This is a genomic window from Bartonella sp. A05, assembly GCF_026930145.1.
GTDB lineage: Bacteria > Pseudomonadota > Alphaproteobacteria > Rhizobiales > Rhizobiaceae > Bartonella.
The window spans coordinates 559,416-578,453 of sequence record NZ_JANHOJ010000001.1 but is presented as its reverse complement, the minus strand read 5'-3'; the positions used below and the strand labels follow the sequence as shown (position 1 = coordinate 578,453).

General features: G+C 39.4%; 17 protein-coding genes and 1 pseudogene. 4 read left to right on the top strand and 14 right to left on the bottom strand.

Annotated elements, in window-relative coordinates; translation table 11 throughout:
* Positions 1–187: 187 nt before the first annotated feature.
* A complete protein-coding gene (locus tag NPX98_RS02390; RefSeq protein WP_269022407.1) occupies positions 188–2,188 on the top strand; it encodes a M23 family metallopeptidase in 2,001 nt (666 codons plus the stop codon).
* A 167-nt stretch (positions 2,189–2,355) separates the two neighbouring features.
* Here the strand turns inward: NPX98_RS02390 and NPX98_RS02385 are convergent, their stop codons facing one another.
* From NPX98_RS02385 to NPX98_RS02375, 3 genes are all read right to left on the bottom strand, one after another.
* Complete coding sequence (locus tag NPX98_RS02385) at positions 2,356–3,789, bottom strand: sensor histidine kinase (protein ID WP_269022406.1); 1,434 nt, start codon at positions 3,787–3,789, stop codon at positions 2,356–2,358.
* Between the two features lie 227 nt (positions 3,790–4,016).
* Complete coding sequence (locus NPX98_RS02380) at positions 4,017–4,571, bottom strand: RNA polymerase sigma factor (protein ID WP_269022405.1); 555 nt, start codon at positions 4,569–4,571, stop codon at positions 4,017–4,019.
* Positions 4,572–4,577: 6 nt separating this feature from the next.
* Positions 4,578–4,781, bottom strand: a complete 204-nt coding sequence (locus NPX98_RS02375; protein WP_269022404.1) for a NepR family anti-sigma factor — start codon at positions 4,779–4,781, stop codon at positions 4,578–4,580.
* 163 nt (positions 4,782–4,944) lie between these two features.
* On the opposite strand from NPX98_RS02375, the gene NPX98_RS02370 reads away from it, so the two are divergent.
* The 3 genes from NPX98_RS02370 (at position 4,945) to NPX98_RS02355 (ending at position 7,936) form a co-directional block, all read left to right on the top strand.
* Positions 4,945–5,739: a response regulator gene (locus NPX98_RS02370; protein WP_269022403.1), complete on the top strand. Its 795-nt coding sequence runs from the start codon at positions 4,945–4,947 to the stop codon at positions 5,737–5,739.
* 18 nt (positions 5,740–5,757) lie between these two features.
* A complete protein-coding gene (locus tag NPX98_RS02365) occupies positions 5,758–6,771 on the top strand; it encodes a PAS domain-containing sensor histidine kinase (RefSeq protein WP_269022401.1) in 1,014 nt (337 codons plus the stop codon).
* A 730-nt stretch (positions 6,772–7,501) separates the two neighbouring features.
* Positions 7,502–7,936 (top strand): hypothetical protein, encoded by a 435-nt coding sequence (locus tag NPX98_RS02355; protein WP_269022397.1) that lies wholly within the window; start codon positions 7,502–7,504, stop codon positions 7,934–7,936.
* 84 nt (positions 7,937–8,020) lie between these two features.
* On the opposite strand, the gene NPX98_RS02350 is transcribed toward NPX98_RS02355, so the two are convergent.
* The 11 genes and pseudogenes from NPX98_RS02350 to NPX98_RS02300 form a co-directional block, all read right to left on the bottom strand.
* A complete protein-coding gene (locus NPX98_RS02350) occupies positions 8,021–8,731 on the bottom strand; it encodes a DUF4167 domain-containing protein (protein WP_269022396.1) in 711 nt (236 codons plus the stop codon).
* Between the two features lie 1,878 nt (positions 8,732–10,609).
* Complete coding sequence (locus NPX98_RS02345; RefSeq protein WP_269022394.1) at positions 10,610–11,053, bottom strand: hypothetical protein; 444 nt, start codon at positions 11,051–11,053, stop codon at positions 10,610–10,612.
* Positions 11,054–11,704: 651 nt separating this feature from the next.
* Positions 11,705–12,076 (bottom strand): hypothetical protein, encoded by a 372-nt coding sequence (locus tag NPX98_RS02340; RefSeq protein ID WP_269022392.1) that lies wholly within the window; start codon positions 12,074–12,076, stop codon positions 11,705–11,707.
* Between the two features lie 500 nt (positions 12,077–12,576).
* Complete coding sequence (locus NPX98_RS02335; protein ID WP_269022391.1) at positions 12,577–12,828, bottom strand: hypothetical protein; 252 nt, start codon at positions 12,826–12,828, stop codon at positions 12,577–12,579.
* Positions 12,825–13,487, bottom strand: a complete 663-nt coding sequence (locus NPX98_RS02330; protein ID WP_269022389.1) for a lysozyme — start codon at positions 13,485–13,487, stop codon at positions 12,825–12,827. Before NPX98_RS02330 ends, NPX98_RS02335 begins: the two co-directional genes overlap by 4 nt.
* Positions 13,488–13,552: 65 nt before the next feature.
* Positions 13,553–13,870 (bottom strand): hypothetical protein, encoded by a 318-nt coding sequence (locus NPX98_RS02325; RefSeq protein WP_269022388.1) that lies wholly within the window; start codon positions 13,868–13,870, stop codon positions 13,553–13,555.
* A gap of 272 nt (positions 13,871–14,142) precedes the next feature.
* Positions 14,143–15,120: a tail fiber protein gene (locus NPX98_RS02320; RefSeq protein ID WP_269022387.1), complete on the bottom strand. Its 978-nt coding sequence runs from the start codon at positions 15,118–15,120 to the stop codon at positions 14,143–14,145.
* Positions 15,117–16,241: a tail fiber domain-containing protein gene (locus NPX98_RS02315; RefSeq protein WP_269022386.1), complete on the bottom strand. Its 1,125-nt coding sequence runs from the start codon at positions 16,239–16,241 to the stop codon at positions 15,117–15,119. The genes NPX98_RS02320 and NPX98_RS02315 overlap by 4 nt, the downstream gene beginning before the upstream one ends.
* Positions 16,242–16,245: 4 nt before the next feature.
* Positions 16,246–16,695: pseudogene (locus NPX98_RS02310) on the bottom strand (hypothetical protein); the annotation flags it as partial.
* Between the two features lie 156 nt (positions 16,696–16,851).
* Complete coding sequence (locus NPX98_RS02305) at positions 16,852–18,315, bottom strand: hypothetical protein (protein WP_269022385.1); 1,464 nt, start codon at positions 18,313–18,315, stop codon at positions 16,852–16,854.
* Positions 18,316–19,032, bottom strand: a complete 717-nt coding sequence (locus tag NPX98_RS02300; protein WP_269022443.1) for a hypothetical protein — start codon at positions 19,030–19,032, stop codon at positions 18,316–18,318. It abuts the gene before it with no gap.
* Between the last annotated feature and the right edge of the window lie 6 nt (positions 19,033–19,038).

Sequence of the window (19,038 nt, the reverse complement as noted above, 5' to 3'; positions counted from 1 at the left end):
AATATTCACCATATATTTTTATCAAGTTGTATTTTTACTTTGCTGTATCACTCTAAATTAAGGATGATCTCTTTCTACAAAAAACCCACATCTTTTCTATAAAAATAATCAAACTCTTGTCTCAACAGTTCAAGCCGTGTTACTTTTTTGCATTTATATTTAAAATAACAGAGTATGATAAAAATCTATGTGGGACAACAAACATCAGAAAAATGATCCCGGACAAGACCCCGCTCTTGTGGTTCAACGCTCTCTTCCTGCCCGTAGACAGGTCTCTATACGTTGGCTAACAGGAACAGTTCTTACTGGAGCAACCTCTTGTATCCTTATGGGAATTGCGCTACTCACTGCCTTAGATGGACAACATTTACGCGTAACACTCCCACAATGGTTCATTCAGACGAATCTATCCAAAACACTGAATCCTGATGCCAATGGCTATAAAGAAGACCGCATCGTTCCCACATATGCACATCAAAGTCTCGATAGTAAACGCAAATTTGAATTATCCATTCTGCAACAAAAAGGAAATGAAGCAGTCATTCAGACTCAGAATTTTGAATGGATCCGTATGACTTTAGCCGAAGTACGTCCCCATCAATACACCTACCCTAAATTCGATGCGTTAAGTCTTGTTGCAGACAATGAGCCAAATCAACTCATGCAACAACAAAACACAGGATCCATTTACATTGCAAAAGTGCCAACAAAAATAACCCTCCGAAATTATGATTTTCTCTTTGATACAATACACTTTGATGGCACAGATATGCTCACTCATGATGAAGTACAACAGGAATTAAAAAAAGCTGGGTTTCCTTTAGAAAAAACAAGTGAACCTCTCTCAATTTTAACACTGCTTGACCCTTTGGAATGGGAAAACTTATCGTCTGACTCCAATCTTCCTGAAGTGCGCATCATTCAAGAAAATGTTACCATTTCACCCCAAAATCACCGAATCGATCTCGCAAAAAACTATACTGAAGATATTATTCCTATTCATAAAAAACAAACAATATTGGATGCATTCAAAGAGTCCAATTATACAGAAACACAAGTGCAACAAATTGCAAAAACTTTAACGGCATTGAACCAATCAGATACCCTCAAAAAGGGAAGTTTTTTACGCATCGGTATCATCACACAACAACAAAGAGAAGAAAATCATCTTGTGCGTGCAAGCATCTATCAAGGAACTCAGCATATTCTCACAGTTGCAGTCAACGATAAAAACCAATTTGTTAAAAGCACAGAACCAGAAATGTCGCATACACTCAAAACTGCATTTCAAAATGGATTTCCTCATTCTTATGTCAGTTCAGAACAATTGCCTACAGTTTATGATGCGATCTATCATGCTGTCCTCGACCATAATATACCACACACACTCTCTCAGCGCATCATCCGTCTGCTTGCAACCAATATTGATATGAAAAGCCGCATAACACCAACGGATCAGCTCGAAATATTTTATGCCGTGCCACAACAAAAAGACTCTGACCAAAACAACCAAAGCATAAAAAATGGCAAAAAAGAGCCGCAAGAAAAACAACCTGTCACCAACACAGAGCCTGAAATTCGTTATATTAGCGCGACTTTCGGAAATGTAACGCACAAATATTACCGGCATCAATCAAAGGACGGTAGCATTGATTATTATGATGCCGAAGGCAAAAATTCGAGACCTTTTCTGATCCGCAAGCCCACTCCAAACGGCTATATTAGTTCGTCCTTTGGTCCACGAAAACACCCTGTTTTAGGCTATGTGCGTATGCATACGGGAGTGGATTGGGCCGCCCCAAAAGGATCTCCTATTGTTGCAGCTGGTGATGGCGTTGTTACGAAAATGGAAGCAACAAGCGGTTATGGCAACCATACCGTCATTCAACATGCCAATGGTTATACTAGCTCTTATTCACACCAAAATACTTATGCACCAGGTATTAAACCAGGTGTGAAAGTTCGACAAGGGCAAGTCATCGGCTATGTTGGATCAACTGGGCTTGCAACCGGCCCACACTGTCATTTTGAAGTCATTGTCAATGGGAAAAAAGTTGACCCTATGCGTATTCGTCTCCCGGACAGTAAAACTTTAATCGATCAAGAGTTACAAGCATTCTTGCGAGAAAAAAACAATATTGATTCTTTGCTCAACAACCCCACAACTCAATCGGAAGCAGCTTCTTAAACAATACGTAAGATCCGCTAATAATCGAAATATGTGTCTTCCTCTCTTTGAAGTTTGATTCCATAAAAAGCACCAAAGAGCGGGCATAATGAAGCCCAAAGATGTGGGGATTTGATTCTGCCCTGCTCATACAAAGAAAGAAAAAGGCAATCTTGTAAAAAAAATTTTTAAGAAACCAATGGTGAATCATTGGCGTCATCTGAGTCACTCATTATCAGCTTGGGTAAAGGAATTGTGACCTTTGTTCCGCCTAAATCAGATGTTTCAAAAAGTGATTTCTCACCAAATTGCATACAAAGCTGTTCTATAACCAAGCGTCCAATACCTGTTTTTTGCTCAGATTCTTGGCTACACATGCCAATACCATCATCTTCAACGATAAGCATCATTTGGCCATTTTTTTGAGGTCCAAAAGAAATATGAATATGCCCCGAGCGGTGATCTGGAAAAGCATGTTTTAAAGAATTTGTTAAAAGTTCACCCAAAATAATCCCGAGCGTTGTGGCATCTCTTGAAGATAAACGACAATCTTTGAAAGATGTATGAATAGTTATGTTTTCGCGCAATTCAAAAGGCACCGCCAATTCGACATCATGGACAACCGAACTCAAAAACTCTGCCAATAAAGTTGTTTCCATATCATCACTCAAACGCAAACGACGATGCGCAGTAGATATCGTCTGGATACGATCACGGGCAGCACCAAGAACAGAACGAACTTCTTCATTTTTGCTACGATTGAGTTGCAAACCCAGAAGAGAAGAAACCGTGCTCAGAGAATTGCCAATGCGATGGCTGACATCTTGTAAGAGAATTTCAACACGCTGGCGTTCTTTTTCAGCATAATTGCGTGCTTTTTCCAATTCTCGTGTACGCTCTTTCACCCGAGCTTCAAGTGCCGCGTTTTCACTATGAAGCAACAATTGATATAATTTTAAATAGCGAACATCACGGCGAAAACGGTTAATCACAAAATAAGCTGAAATAAAAGTACTAACAACAGAAACAATCGCCGCTAATGTTAAGGCAGCACGCATAATCGCTATACCTTCGCGCTGCTTTTGCCGCATAATATCATCTTCATTAATGAAATTTGTCATCAATTGAACCAAACGTGTAACTTGAGTCTTTGGCATTACAGGAAAAGGGAATTGAACAGATTGACGAGGAGACGCATCAAGAGCACGCATATGAGATCTCATCATGTTTTTACGCGCTTCGACTTCCTTTCTAAACTCCTTAAACCATTCATACCATTGCGGATATGAATAAATAATAAGTGCCGTATAATTAAGGATATTATCCAGATCACGAACCGCATTTTCAAAGTGAGCTTTGTCTTTTTCTTCGCGGCTACTGGCATAACGACGATTGGCTATGGCCAGATCGATCAAACTAACGAGCACTAAATCAGCTTGTTCACGCAGTTCTGCACTTGTATTCAATTGGCTAATCTCTCGATCAACTGCATTCGATAAAAGCATAATAAAGGTCGACGCCAAAAAAGCCATAAGGAGAGAAACAATAATCGCCACCCAACGCCAACGCGACGTCGCTGAATCAATTCTTTTTTCAGGAAGCAAATTCGTCTTTATTGTCATATAATTTCCATTGGCGAACCTGACAATCGTCATTTTTCAACACGGAGGAGACTTGCTCTATCGATCATAACGTAATAAAAAAGTCTGATTGATGCTTTCTGGTGGCTTTCTTATGTTTTACAAAATGCACACCAAGCGCTCTGCATTTCCTCAGAATACTGACTTTCTTTAATAGCTATGACGAGAATAAAAAAAACAAGGCCATTGACCATAATTATTATGCTATTTTAGACACTAAATGAACACAATGTACTTCCTGCTGAATGAGAATCAGGGCCATAATCGGATTCACCGTTCACACCAAGCAGTTCTTGCAAACGATTGCGCGCTCTGCTCACACGACTTTTAATCGTTCCAACGGCACAGCCACAAATAGCTGCGGCATCTTCATAAGAAAAACCCGATGCACCAATGAGAATAATGGCTTCTTTTTGATCAGGAGATAACATATCTAAGGCTTTTTTAAAATCTTGCAAATCCAGGGATCCATATTGTGCAGGATGAACCGCTACACTTTGGAGAAGAGTTCCCTCACTATCTTGAACTTCTCTTCCCCGTTTACGCATTTGACTATAAAATTCATTCCGCAAAATGGTAAAAAGCCAAGCTTTGAGATTTGTTCCCATTTTAAAACTGTCTTGCTTCGCCCATGCCTTCATGATGGTATCTTGTACCAAATCTTCGGCTTTATCATGCTTACCACTTAAAGAAATCGCAAAAGCTCTTAAAGCTGGCAAAACCAAGAGAAGTTCTTGTTTAAAATCTTTTGCGCCCATCGTCATAAAGGATCAAGCCTTTTCTGCACTGTTTAAGCTCGTTTGCTCTACCCGACTCAACTTGTCCAAAAGTTCAAGTAAATGTGTAGGAATAGCTTCTTCCTGAATTTTCATATAAAATTGGCGTAACCTCAGACCTATTTCGCTATTGCTTCCAAGAAGATCATCTTCGAGCGTGAAATAACTGGTGATATTTTTTTCACCACAATTGTTCATTTTTCATCCCCCTAACCCATATAAGTAGTGCAGAGAAAGTTTATCTCTTATAGGTTGTAAATATAGTGCCCTCTAAAAAGTTCCATATAAAAAAGGGAACTTTTTTGTGTGTGGAAAATTTCAATCAAGAAAGCGCTTACAAAGGACGAAGGAGTCACATATTATGTCATTATCAACGCGTATTGCATCACATCTCCCTTATCTTCGACGTTTCGCCCGATCCGTAACAGGTAACCAAGCATCGGGTGATGCTTATGTAGCAGCGATGTTAGAAGCGCTCATTATTGATATCTCTATTTTTCCAACCACATCTAGTGATCGCATTGGGATTTATCGCCTTTTCTGTCACCTGTTTGACCAAACCACACCCAATACTGCTATCCCATTTCCACAGCTTGATCTTGAACACAAAGCGCATGCAAAATTATCGTATCTCACACCACGTGCACGCCAAGCATTTTTGCTGATTGCTGTAGAAGGATTTAACGAACGTGAAGCGAGCGAAATTATGAATCTTGACACAAAAGAATTTCGTCAGCTTCTCAACCAAGCATCCATTGATATTTCTCAACAAATTGCCACAGATGTTATGATTATTGAGGACGAACCTCTCATTGCTATGGATATTGAGCAAATGGTCAAAAGTCTTGGTCATCATGTCGTAGGAATTGCACGTACCCATGATGAAGCTGTGGTCATGTATCATCAGAAAAAGCCACGAATGATTTTGGCCGATATTCAATTAGCAGACAATAGTTCCGGCATTGATGCCGTCAATGACATTTTGAAAAACGATCCTATACCGGTGATCTTTATCACAGCGTTTCCCGAAAGACTGCTGACCGGAAAGCGTCCTGAACCAACTTTTTTGGTAACAAAGCCATTTAATCCCGATATGGTGAAAGCACTCATCTCACAGGCTCTGTTTTTTCAAGAAAACGCTTCCAAAGCCGCCTAACATAAGACAGTATTGATCATGATTATCGCTCCTGTTTCTCCGCTCCCTATGGAAAAATCTCATCTCGATGCCTTAATGCAGGCAATCCGAGGTGCTGATATTTGTGTCTTATATCAAACAACAAATTTGATCTATGTATGGGCAGAAAACCTACCTCAGCATCTGCATAATAAATGGCGGGTGGGGTGTCGTGACAATGACTTCTTTTCGCTCGATCTTGCTGATAATATGGAAACAATTAAATTGCAGGTTTTAGCTACCGGCAAAATGCAGACAATTGAAGCACGATTTGAAGATGTTACCAACCAAACTATTTGGTATAAATTTTCTATTGATTGTCACCGCAATGATAATGGAGAAATTATTGGTATCATTACTACTGGGGTTGATATTTCTGGCTTGCGTCGACGCGAGCAGGTGCTCAAAATCTTACTCCGGGAAGTCAGCCACCGTTCTAAAAATCTTTTAGCAATCATTCAAAGTATCGCCAGCCAAACTGCTCGTTATACAGAATCGCTTCAGGTTTTCTTGCGCAAATTTCAAGGACGTATCCATTCTCTCTCCCATTCCCAAGATCTGGTTACTGATTCTAATTGGCGAGGTGCTCAATTTCGTGAATTGGTGCAATCTCAAGCCTTGGGTTATTTAGCAAAAGAAAGAGAGCGTTTTTCCATCAAGGGGGTAGATCCATATCTCTTCCCAAACGCAGCTTTGCATATTGGTTTGGCGTTTCATGAACTCATTATCAATTCTCTGTCTTGTGGTGCCCTATCACAAGAAAGAGGTAGCGTATCTGTGTGCTGCGACATCCATGAAACAGTGAATGGACGCTCGCAACTTTTAATCACATGGAGCGAAAATTTTGAAGCTGGAATAATTCTCTCTACTCAAAATAAATCCTGTTTTGGCAGTGCCGTTTTGGAAAAAATCGTTCCTATTTCCGTGAATGGTTCAGCCTCTTTTAAATTAACAAAAGAAGGTGTTGTATATTATCTGTATGTTCCTGATACGCATTTTGATACCTTTTGTTGAAAAAAGAAAAATTGCAACATCACAGCATAAAAAGCAGATTATATCTCCAGTATAAAGCCTTGAGCACACTCAACTTCCCTTCTTTAAGCAAAAACGCTCTCCCTGAATCGCTAAGTTTAAAGCCACATACCACCACAATCTCTTAGAACTTTGCACTGAAAATCCATTAAAACCAGTATCCACCAATCTTGGAATAAACAATCTTGGAACAAAGAGAAAGTAAGATCGTTTAGCAGCAAGACCCCCACTTTCTGACAGAACATCGACAAGACTGTCTGCCTCTTATCGAGAAAGGATTTCATGACTCCCTTTGTTTCTATTCTCTTACTCATTTCATGTACAGATGATTTTAAAAGCTGTTATTCCAATGACACAATGGTCAAAATTTACCCAACAGTACTGGCATGTGAACAAGACATAATCCCATTGACCGAAAAATTTGCATTTTATGGAGAACAAATCTTCTCCCAATGCACAAACATACGTGCAAACTTAAATCAACAAGAAGTCGCTCTTACTTGGTCTATCACAAACCGAGGGAATCTTCTGCTGAGAAGCCAAACTATAGATATAACACGCACAGCACCCATATTGTAACACACACAGAGCCCCTGAAACAAACACCTTGACGACAACCATCTCCTTTTCCATACAGAGATCCATTGCATAAAAATTATTAAAAGCATAAGTTCGTCATATCCTGAGAACAAAATAACGAAAAACGTGCAACATGTTAAACAATCAGCAAATCCATTCTTTTAAAAACGATCATGATGAACAAAACTCTTGTCTTCAAGAAGAACCTTTAGATCCTGCAGTGGAACGGGTGAGGAAAAAACTCATGCGTTTGATGATATTTTCCATTTCAATCACGATTATTCTTATTCTCGCTGTTTTGGTTGGAATCGTGTATAAAGTTACAATACATCAAGGAGCACCAAAACAGGAAAGTGTTGTTTCGTCCCAAAGCAATGGTTCAGAAATTGCCAATCACACACTAACGTTCCCAGAAAAAACACAAATTTTATCGCAAAGTCTCTCAGAACAAAATATCGTGTTGAAAATTTTAACACCTGAAGGACAGATCAAATTTATGATTTATAATTATCGTACCGGTGCGCTTATAGCGATTCTTTCCGTTGAAATAACAGAAAAAACATCATGACCCTTTCTTCAAGGGCTATAACACCATCATAAACGCTTAAACAACTGCCTCTATTGAATTCAAAGGGCAGAATTGTAAGCGTTTTTAAACATTCTCTTCAGCTAAGGAAGCCACCATACGACGGCGGCGTGGTTTTTTCTGCACTCCTTCACTTAATAGAGCAACAACCTTTTTTGTTTCTGTTGCTTCATCTTTTTCCCCAGTAAGCTCTTTCATTTCCTGAGAAAGTTCAAGAGATGGAGCTTCTTGAGGCTGCGTAACGCGCCGACGTGAAACACGACGTGGTCTTTTAACAGTTTCTGAAACATCTCCAACAGCGCACTGCTCTTGAGGATCACTCTCAGCCGACAGAGCATTCACATCCAAAGGATTACATGCTTGCCCATTCTTCTCTTGACCTTTTGGTTCATTGCTATTCTTTTGTGATTGCATCTGCAACGCAGAATTATCAGCACTGACATCGCTCCTTTTAATATCTTCAGCGGCGCTTATTTCTCCACATTCCTGTTCACTGTTTTCATCACGCTGAGCATGTTGAGGCATTTGCCCAATGGCCGCCAAGATAATACGCAGATAATGTTCAGCATGTTGCAGATAATTCTCAGCCATAACGCGATCACCAGAACCCTGTGCATCGCGCGCAAGACTTATATATTTATCAGCAATTTGCTGAGCGTTTCCACGAATTTTAACATCTGGACCGTTACTTTCATAATTCCGAGACAACGGATTAGGACCGCGTCTGTTATTGTTGTTATTGCGACCGCGTACCCGTCTATTTTGTTGTGGCCTCATATTTATCCCTTCTGGAGTGTGTTATCTTAATTGACTTTATTATTTATTTGGCAATGTTAATCATATTCAAAATATGTTATCGGATATCCCCGATTAATTTCACTCACATGCCCTCTATCGACATCTGATAAAAGTAAATATTTCTTGAAAATCACAAAAAACAGAAAGGAATATCTAAGCCCAAGATTTCCTCTTCCTCTGTTAACCAGCAGGAACCTAATGATGTTCACAGAAAATGCCAAGTATTTTTTTGAAAATAAGCTATACTTCATTAAAAAAACAATCATCTTGTGGAAAAATAGCAAAAAAATGAAAATCTACACATAAAGTGTCCGAAAACAAACAAATGATTTCCTTTTGCTCTTAAAATAACTGCTCTTTAAAAAACACCAATATACTCTCACTTTTTCGCATATTTAACTCACAAGCGTTGTACCAACATAGCTCCATTCTGCAGGAAAAGAAAACAACCATCAGTTGTTTATACACCCTCCCCTAAAAAATCGCTTCATTTGCGTATAAATGAATACAAGCGCTATAATAGCCAACAAATCATTATTTTGCTCAACTGTCCTGTAGTTCCTGCTCTGTAATTCCCAATTATATAACGACTTACTGGATCTGTTATGCATGACAAACTATCATATCAAGGAAAATCAGAAGATGTTTCTATCTTGCAACAAAGACGACCACATCCCGCTACAAATCATATTCCCATTGAAAATGCCATACACTGACAGAGACTAAAAACGGTATAAATTCTCAAAAATACAAAAGAAATACGTTAGAAATGCGCATAAACATCACCTCCAACGACGACAAGAGAAGCACAAATATTTTAAAAAGACAACCGTATATTGAAAAAAAACGTAAGATTTTTACTTCTGTGTTCATATGAACACAGTAAGTCTCTTCTTATTTGAACCCCGAATATCTTTATCCGTTTCGAATAAAAAAATCATAACCATTGATGGTTTTTCTTTCATAAATACACATAGGAAAAGAAGAGCTAAAGTATTTTCTTTTGCATACTAAACTGATTGCATGCAGATTTCTCCCCGTAGAAAAGCACATGGCTTAAGGAAAATAACACACGATATCCGTCTGTACAAAAACGCAAAACTGCAAACATCAATTTTGAAATTGACCTGCACTCCATACCTATAATATAATCTCATTCCGACAGCTGCTACCGCAACTGCCGGAAAGCTAAGGAGCGGTGATTAGACTGCAATCTTGCTACAGGGAGACGCAGCAAACATGATAACCCTGTTAATCACCTAACTTCGGCCTCTACAAATGCTGAAGCTGAAATGATTATCCAGCAAAAATAAGGCAAATTTATGGTGAAAACTGAATCATTTTGAAAACAACGAGAGTTAAGTATCATTTCCGTTGAAAAATAGATTAAAAGGAGTGGATCCTTTTGTATATTTGCCTTAATTTCAAGGATATAAAGAGGATATCATTCGAGAAATTCGGCACACAAAATCGTACCTCTAACAAGAAAAAAGCACAAAACAACTGAAATAATATCCTTTTTAGTGATTTAATCTATACATAGCGCTTTTCATACATAGTGCTGTAAACGGAGCGAATCTTTTAGGACGACTCAGCTAATTGTTAAAAAAGCGCTTTTTGTACTTGCGTTTTTTTTGCAATAATTCTCCCCAAAACAGTGGGTCGTATAGACTTGAGAAAACCACCAAAAGCACTCTAATTCCTTTTAACATAAAGAAAAAAGGCATCTTTTAAAACCGTAAAAAATCATCAAATAATCGTGAGTGGATCTGATTCCCATCTCCTTCTACCAACCGCATGCGCCATCACGATATGATAAAAAGTTAAAAATATCAGTAAATAAGAAATGTTATCAGCCTAAAAATGATGACGGACTTGATTGAGCTCATCCTGTTTTGCATTCATAAGGCAATCACGTAAGAGAAAATAGTTTCCATCTCCTGGTCGAACAATTTGAACGCATCTTTCCTTTACATCATCAGGAATTGCTTCCCAAATTTTACGAATGGCAAAATAGGCATCACTTTCTGAGTTTATGCAATGCTGATAAACCTCTCTCATTATATTCGGCATAGCCAAAGCAGCAATTTCTGTACAATAAATGCGCAAATCAAATGTTGGAATGACGGGTTTAACCTGCACTTGTTGTACCACTTCTTTTTTGAAAAAAAAATGATTGATAGCCTCTTTAGCGACAAAACAAAAGGAAAACGTACAAAAAAGAATGACACAAATAAAAATCATTTTGCGATATAATTTTCTGCTATAGTTTTTGCGCCTCGCGTGAATTCTTCTTTCCATGAACACCATATCCTTTATTCATCAAGGCAAACTTTTTATAACAGAAAATAATATCAGCATAATAATTTACAAGAATATATCGGGAAACATCCGTTATCAATCTTTTTACATCAAAAAGCAATCACTCCTTTATACAAAACAAAAGGTATCAAGATTCATAACGCATTTTGATAGAAATATTATAATGCGCTTCGGGTGCTAACACTATGGCACTTCGCTTCGTGCATCCGTTCACGCAGTATCAACAGATTGAAAACAAACCACCGCTCCCACTTTATTTATTTACTCTTTATATTTTGAAGTCCCCATAATTCATCCCCTAAACATTGACATCAGATACGTCCATCTGCACGCTGATAGCACATGCACTCTGACGGATATTTTGATCCAACTTCCGCTTGTTTAATTTAAAAAGCAAAGTTTCCACTTAGCTCGCATCTGATGCCAAAATGTCCCTTCACAGCGCACTTTAACCGCTGATCTGCTTGTACAATTCCACATTTATAGGCAACACTACCTTAGTTTTTCCATAAAACGTCTCGAATATAGATGATCTCTCCCTTAATACAAAAAGATATACTTTATAGCGACAATTCACTCAAGTTGGCTCTAGGCACATAATACGAGAAAGAAATGGAAAAACTGTTCATTTTAGTGTATACTAGTTTCTTCTATCCTATTATTGACGGACACAATACTTTTTACCCGAAAGCCAGGCATACCATTTAGAGTTTTTGGATTATCATAATACACCTTTATAAACGTCTTCTCAGTAAGCGCAATACGAGCCATATTCATCACATTTTGCCCGCTTATCGTGTCACAATTCCAAGCTCCTACCATTTTCTCACCTGATTTGTATTCTTTGATCTCTATCAAACAGTTTGACGATGCAAAAGCTTGAACAAGAACTACATTACCAATTACAAAATCTTCTTTTTCATCATCTTGAGCATGAGAAATTTCTGTTATAAGAATGACGGCCATCAGAGCTAAAAATATTTGTTTTAGAAACATTCGCATAATTCATTCCCCTCAACTTTAGCACACGACAGACTCTGATGACTGCTCTGCTGTGCAGTTCTACATTATAGACCTCTACAGAAAAGTCCCTTTCTGGAGTGTCTCAATAAACGCCTATAATGATTTCCTTTAACCTGAAGAACATATTCCATGTTTGTCATCCACTCAAGGGGATACAAGACATATGACACGAAAAGAAGATAAAAAACTGGGGATTTCATCGTAAAGTGATTTCAAAATGCACCTAAACGTGGTTATGCGTGTGGTTTCACGTTGGAAAATTCTGACTATCCGTCGCAATACGCCATGCCACCACGCACACACCATAGCATGCTCAAATAGTAACAAGAGAGAGAGAAGACGAAAAATTCTTTTCTCCCATAAATAGTTTATTTCTTCCCCCTTACGGCTTCCAACAGTTTTGCTGCTGACCAAAACGATCTGTTGCCACAATCCAGCGAGATAAGATTGGCTCTGTTTTGACCAAAAGGGTTGGTTTGTTAATAGCGGGAGGTTTTGTCCATCCCATGCAATAGAGTGGAACACTCGTCTGACAACCCACCAAGAGCAATACAGAGGTGAAAAGGAGAAAGGGCAAAAGTTTCATCATTAATTTTCTCACGATTTTGAAAAGCAACCACCGCTTGGCTTAGCGTTTTAGTATGCTCGAAAGAGCGACCATAAAAAAAGCCGCTTAACGCAGCAGCAATCATAAAAGTAAAAATTAAGCTCAAACGCGATATAATCGTCATAGATGTTCTTTCCTTATCCGATCAACATAGACCCACATCCATACGATCGCGGCCAAAACCATAATTGAGGCTAAAGCCCATTGCACAGGCCCCTCTCCCGTAAAAATCCCCGTTAAACCAGAGAATGCTCCAATGATCGGTGCCCACATTTCAGCGTTCGAAAAAGGAGCAACTGAGGGTTCTTCTACCTCCTGAGAACGAGAAGCAACATAAGCCCCTTTGACCCATAACCCTGCTTCTGCAGCTCGTCGATGAACGAGACCTATCAAGCGTTTTCCATCTGCTTTGGTCCATTTTTGCAATTCAGCAGGCACAGCCTCATAATCGCCTTTATTTAGCTTTTTTAAAAGCGTAGAATTGCAAAAAGCCTCTGTTCCCACATTATAGCAAAAAGACACGAGAGCTGCGAACTGCTCATCGGTTAAGGGGAGAAGAACTGCTTTTTCAACAGTTTCCTCAAATTGTGCTAAATCTTGTTTCAAAATGACATCTGCTTGGCTTGCCGTGATTTTCATACCATCATGCACAATAGGAGCACCTGCTTGTGCCGTATGGCCATAGCCAATTGTCCACACACCAACGGCATCTTGATAAGCATGAAAACGCAGCCCTTCCCACTGTTTAATCAACGCAAGCCCCTCTTTTGATATTTTCCGCATTATCCCCCTCACCTCATAAAAAAAAGCCACCTAAGAGGCTTATGTTGATATCATTTGAGTAATTGCTAACATGCACCATTGGCTTTATCGCCGTTTTCTATTTTTCTATTATTGTCTCTATTGTCATCATCATCTTTGGTACCCCTATTATCATCGATGACAGCTTTTAATTTTTCTTCTAAGACAATGATACGCTGCAACAATTGTGCATAATTTTGATTATGTCTTTTGTCTTCACACCTCATATCTTGATGCATACCCTTACGTATTGGATCAAACAATGCATTTAAAGGAGCGTGTCCCATGCACCCACTTGCATAGAGAACCACACGAATATGTTTTGGATCATCAATGTCTGCAATAGAAAATGGAAAAATCACCATTCCGTTACCTCATATTATTATTTCCTATCAATTGAGAAATATTTGTTGCATTTTTGCCAACGAACTTTGCGTTATCCCGCCCATTGATCGACTGATCATATATGCTCTTGATATCATTATGTGCATTGCATTTTATGCTAAATGAGAGCATACCGCACCAATTGCTTCCACCCCTTAGCGTTTTGGAACCGCACGCACGTACCTCTTCTAAAATATATCAATTCATGCGGGTTATTTGAAGCTTTTGTGCAGAAATGGAACAGGCTCCGTTTTCATGTCTTAATGGCATAAACAACGGCAACATTGACAGGGCGTGTTTCTTCCCCACCTGTTTGATTCAATATTATTTCGTGGCTATGATTACCTGCTCTCGATGTGTTCTTTGTTCTGAACTTACTATAGACGTTCCGCCACTCGGAGTCATCTATAGCCGTCATATTTTCTAAGACAGATAACTCCTCATATGTGTGCGTATGCGCACCCGCTTCCTTTGTTTTCCCTGTATGGGTGTGGGCTTTGAAAGAATCTTCTTGCCTACTCCCTAAAGTACGGCCTTTATCAATCCCCTTCTCATTATCCAATCCGCGCAAAAACATGCCCCGTAAATCAGGAACATTGAATGTTGTTGTTCCGTCACCTTTTCCCCATATTTCCCCAATGGCTGAAAAGAGGTTTGCGAACTGCTTGCGGAGATATGCTTTGCCGTCACATAAAATCCAACCTTCCGGCAATTTTTCCATAGCAAATGTGGCAATAAGGCCTGCTGGAAAACTTGTTGAGAATTCAATGGTTGGATTTGTAAGATACCAACCATCTAGGCTTTTTCCGGTAATGCCCTGATGATAGATGAGTTCATAAATCCCTCCCTTTTGAATTTCACCACCGCTTAAAGGCTCTATACCATTCTGTGTTACCTTATAAACGGGCTGAGCTGATAATTGATTGATCGCAACATTTGTTGCTCCAATATTGACCCCTTGCGATTTGAAGCGAACAACAATATCGTTTGTATAAACGATAATAGGAGACTTTGTTATCAAACGAATTGATGTTTTTTTCTCCTCATTGTTTACGGCAAACTTTGTTTCAATTGCGCCGCCTTGATCCGCCATATATTCTCTGACGCGTTGCATCATTACGCGAGCACTGTCATTCACTGAGCTTGGCGGTTGTCCTTCTGCCCAGTTAATGATTTCATCAGCACGAGCATTTTCTAGCGCTATCAGCGACCAATCATAAATAGAACTCATATGACATGTCCTTTTTTCAGAAAACCACAACGCGCAAAGAAACGAGATAAGATGAGGCTGATTTTGTTTTTAGTGGGTTTAATCATCTCTAGCTCAAAGCCAATTTTTCTATAATTGACATGCAATAAACCTGTTCTTGAATCCAGATGCACAGCATCGGGATTCAAGCGCATCACATCTTGAGCAATCACGCCACGATAGCGTTGGGTATTTCCTTTATAATTGAAATCGTAAATCGGATACCCATTTTTTTCTCCCACCCGCACAATATTTTCTTTAACTCTGAGATCGGAAAGTCCTATGATACTCCCGAATAATCCAAGCAATTTCTGAGCATTTTTTAACGAATTTTGTGTGCCCGAGGATATTGTGGTTGTTTGACCTGTTTTGGTTCTATAATTTCCAGAAGTTGCATTTCCCACGCGCAGTAATTTTTCCAACTGGTTCCATGCCTGATTGTCTTGTTCTATCCACTTGTTACGTTCAACATCTAAAGCATTTTGCCGATCTAGATCGCGAACCATCCCCCCTTTTAAAGCATTGCTTTGAGCGTTGCTTTGTCCTTGATAATAGGCGTTTGCGGCATTAACCTGATCGCGCCTTGAACGATCAATAATCTGATTGGCATTCATCATATTGTTGACATCTTGATTATATTGTTGTGCTATTGCTTTTGTTGCCAAGCCACCTAATTCATCAGCAAGAACACTGGTATGCGCACCGGATCCATATCGACCAGCTCCAGCCATGGACTGGTTGATGGCATCGGACGTTTTATTCAGCGCATTGTTCAGAGCCTCATTAAATTTGCTGTTCTTTCCAATCCAATTTCCCTCTGCCATAGAAGAGAGATTATGAGTACTTTGCGTTGGTTCATTCAGCCACTGATTCAGTGTTGGATTGTTGTGCTGATTGGCTGCATTTTCCAGAGCTGTGATTGCATTTTGTGTTGTATCACTCAAACCGGCGTGTCGTTCTCCTTGATAGACATTCCTCCCAATGCCTTTATTATAAAGGTCAAGAGCGGCTTCGGCAGATTGTTTCAAGATATCTTCTGCCCATATAGGTGGTGCATTTGTTTGTGTTGTTGTTTGTATTCGAGGGCTTGTTTGTCTGCTCATGAGTCAGAACCTTTCTATAATGAATAAGATTAATAGCATATCCATGATGAGCCAGCATTTTAGCCCATCCTGATCTTCCAAGTGTCAGCATTTCATCAGCATTGATTGTTCGCGCCCATTCTTCGACCTTATCGATCAATTGGACCAATTTCAGCCCTCCTTCACCAGCAAGATCCAGAATGACCACGCGTTTTTTTCCATTGTGCGTCATTTCAATTTTGGTGATTCCAAAGGCGCAAAATTGTGTTTCATCTTTTAAGATCACCCACAGTTGTGTTTGACCTTTAGCGATTTCTTCCGCAACCGTTTTCAAACACACATCATCAGGAAATCGCTTAGCATATTTTGTCATTGCCGCATTGATATCTTCTTGATATCGGGCTATTTTTTCCCATGTCCATTGATTTGTAAGATGAATGGAATAAGAACTTTGCCTGTTTTGTTTCCGTGTCATATTTTTGGCTTTTTCAGCTCTCTCTGGGAGAACCCACATCCTCCCTTGTTGGTTATTATAGCATCCTTGTTAAACCGCCTTAATTTCATCGCTTATTGCCTGATACGTTTATGGTTTGTTCTCTGATCTGTTGACCGCATAACTTTTTAGTCATGCTTACCGCCTTCCGGCTGGCTTTAACTCCACATCGAAACCTGTAACATGAGACCAATTTTCCCCTTCAGGGATCCGCAATTGCAAGCGATAAAACCTTGCTCTTGCACGACAATGGATTTGACCTGTATTCTTGGAAGGCTTTTTTGCTGGCAACCACACAATTTTCTCTTCGGAAGATTGCCGCAAACGAATTCCTACGGAGAGGTATACCTCTTTACTGTTCACCTGAGGCATAATATTGTGCAGGCGCGTTATCATGCCATTTGTTTTCCCCATTTCTTGTGATGTCACCACGCAAGCCATTGGTTGTCCAGAAAATGAGCCAAGCCTTCCTTCATGGTCAAAAGCACCAAGAATTGGAGCTTCATTTTGCCAAACTTTACTGTCGAGAGAAAAAGGTAAATCATCTAGGCTTTCAGAAATCCGATCCAAACCTTCTAAACTATATCCCGCTAGGAAAATGGGTAAAATCATTTGCACTTTAACAATTGCTTTTGTCCATTTTTGCAAGCCCCAATCATAAATAAGCAAGGTTCGTTCTTGGATGTTATGATCGGCATCGAGCATCCAATAAACGCGATTATACACCCCATCGATAGCGGCCCACAGAATAGATAAGCGGCTTTGTCCTATTTTTTCGGTTATGGTTCGATCGACTTTTTCAAAACCAATTGGTGTAATTCGTCCATCATTTGTGATTTGGTAGAAACCACCTTCATCGTTGAAAAAGGCAAGATCTCCTCGACAGACGATAGCTTGTGCATTTTTTGCGCCTCGTTTATCATGTATTTTTTGAAAGCTGAAGATCATTTTTGATCCGGGGATAAATGAACCGGCATAGATTGCAGAACGCATAAAGATGAGAGGATTTGTTGTTTCCGTTGCTCCTTGCACATATCCGCCATCGGGGAAATCCTGATAATCGCAACTTTTTTTTCCGACAGTCCAAAATTCTGCATCGTTCAGCCCCGACCAATGCACCCGTCGCGGATATTCTGTTAATTTCATCAAACAGACGAAATCGCCCCAAATACGAACGATACTTGCTTGTGGAGGATTACCGCCTAAATTTCTAAATGTTTCATCTTGATTAATGTCAATGACCTGAGGCTTATCATTGGCATTAACGGCAATGACATAATCACCAAACAAAGCGAATGACCATGGTGCATCCACATTGGCCAGATAGGATTTTTCTTTTCGGCTAATATTTTTCCACTGCATTGTTGTATTATCAAGCAGGTAGATTTTTGTTGGTGTTCCAACGATAACAGACACCCCATTTTTGGTTTTGACAGCGATAGCGCTTAAGATTGTGTCAGGGCAAGGTTGTGATAAAGGTGTAAAACTTGGCATAGGAATATAGGATCCGCCTGCCGGCAGAACATTAACAAGCTCATCAGTAAAAATGCTATTGATATCAGCCACATCGGGTCGATAATCAGCGATTGGGAAAAAAGCCATTTAAAACCCCGTTGGAAGAATGTTTCCGCAGCCCCTCAGGCGCGATGTTTCATAGCGTAACAGTTGGAGCTGTTCTTGAAAGTCGTTGTAAGAGACAGCCGCATACTCAGGATCTTTAAGGATATTTTTGTAGAGTTCGTATTTTGCGCGGGCTTTAATTAAATCAAAAGCACAGAAGAACCAAATATCATCTTTTTGCATTGTAGCTCCCTCGACCAAACGCGGTACACAATAGAGCCAGGCGACACCATCCTTTTGAGGGATTGGGAAAATTCCTATTTTTTGATTCAAGAAGGTATAGGAATCGTGGTATTCTCGCGACGCACGCAGTCCATATTTTTCTTGCAACCTTTCTTCTTCTTCCAACTCTTCCATGGATTTATAGGAAAGTGCTTGTTGTTTTTCAGAATTTGTTTTTAAAAACAATGCCTCAATAACCATGTCTGGTTCAATAAAGATGTTATCCTCTTTTCCGTACCATTGTTTCCCTTTTTGTATTTTAAATGAGATTTTTTCCTTTGTATTAAAGAAAAAAAGTTCTCGTTTACACATTCGAAGAGCACTTATAATTGAATCTTGAATTTGTGGTGAATATTCATCTGTTGTATCATCGATTTCATCTTGGATAAGCGTCATCATACTCTGAAAAGCTTTAGAATAATGAGTATCTGGGATACTCTCTTCGAAGGTATAAGGGTCAAAAGCTGAAACAGTCATGGTCAT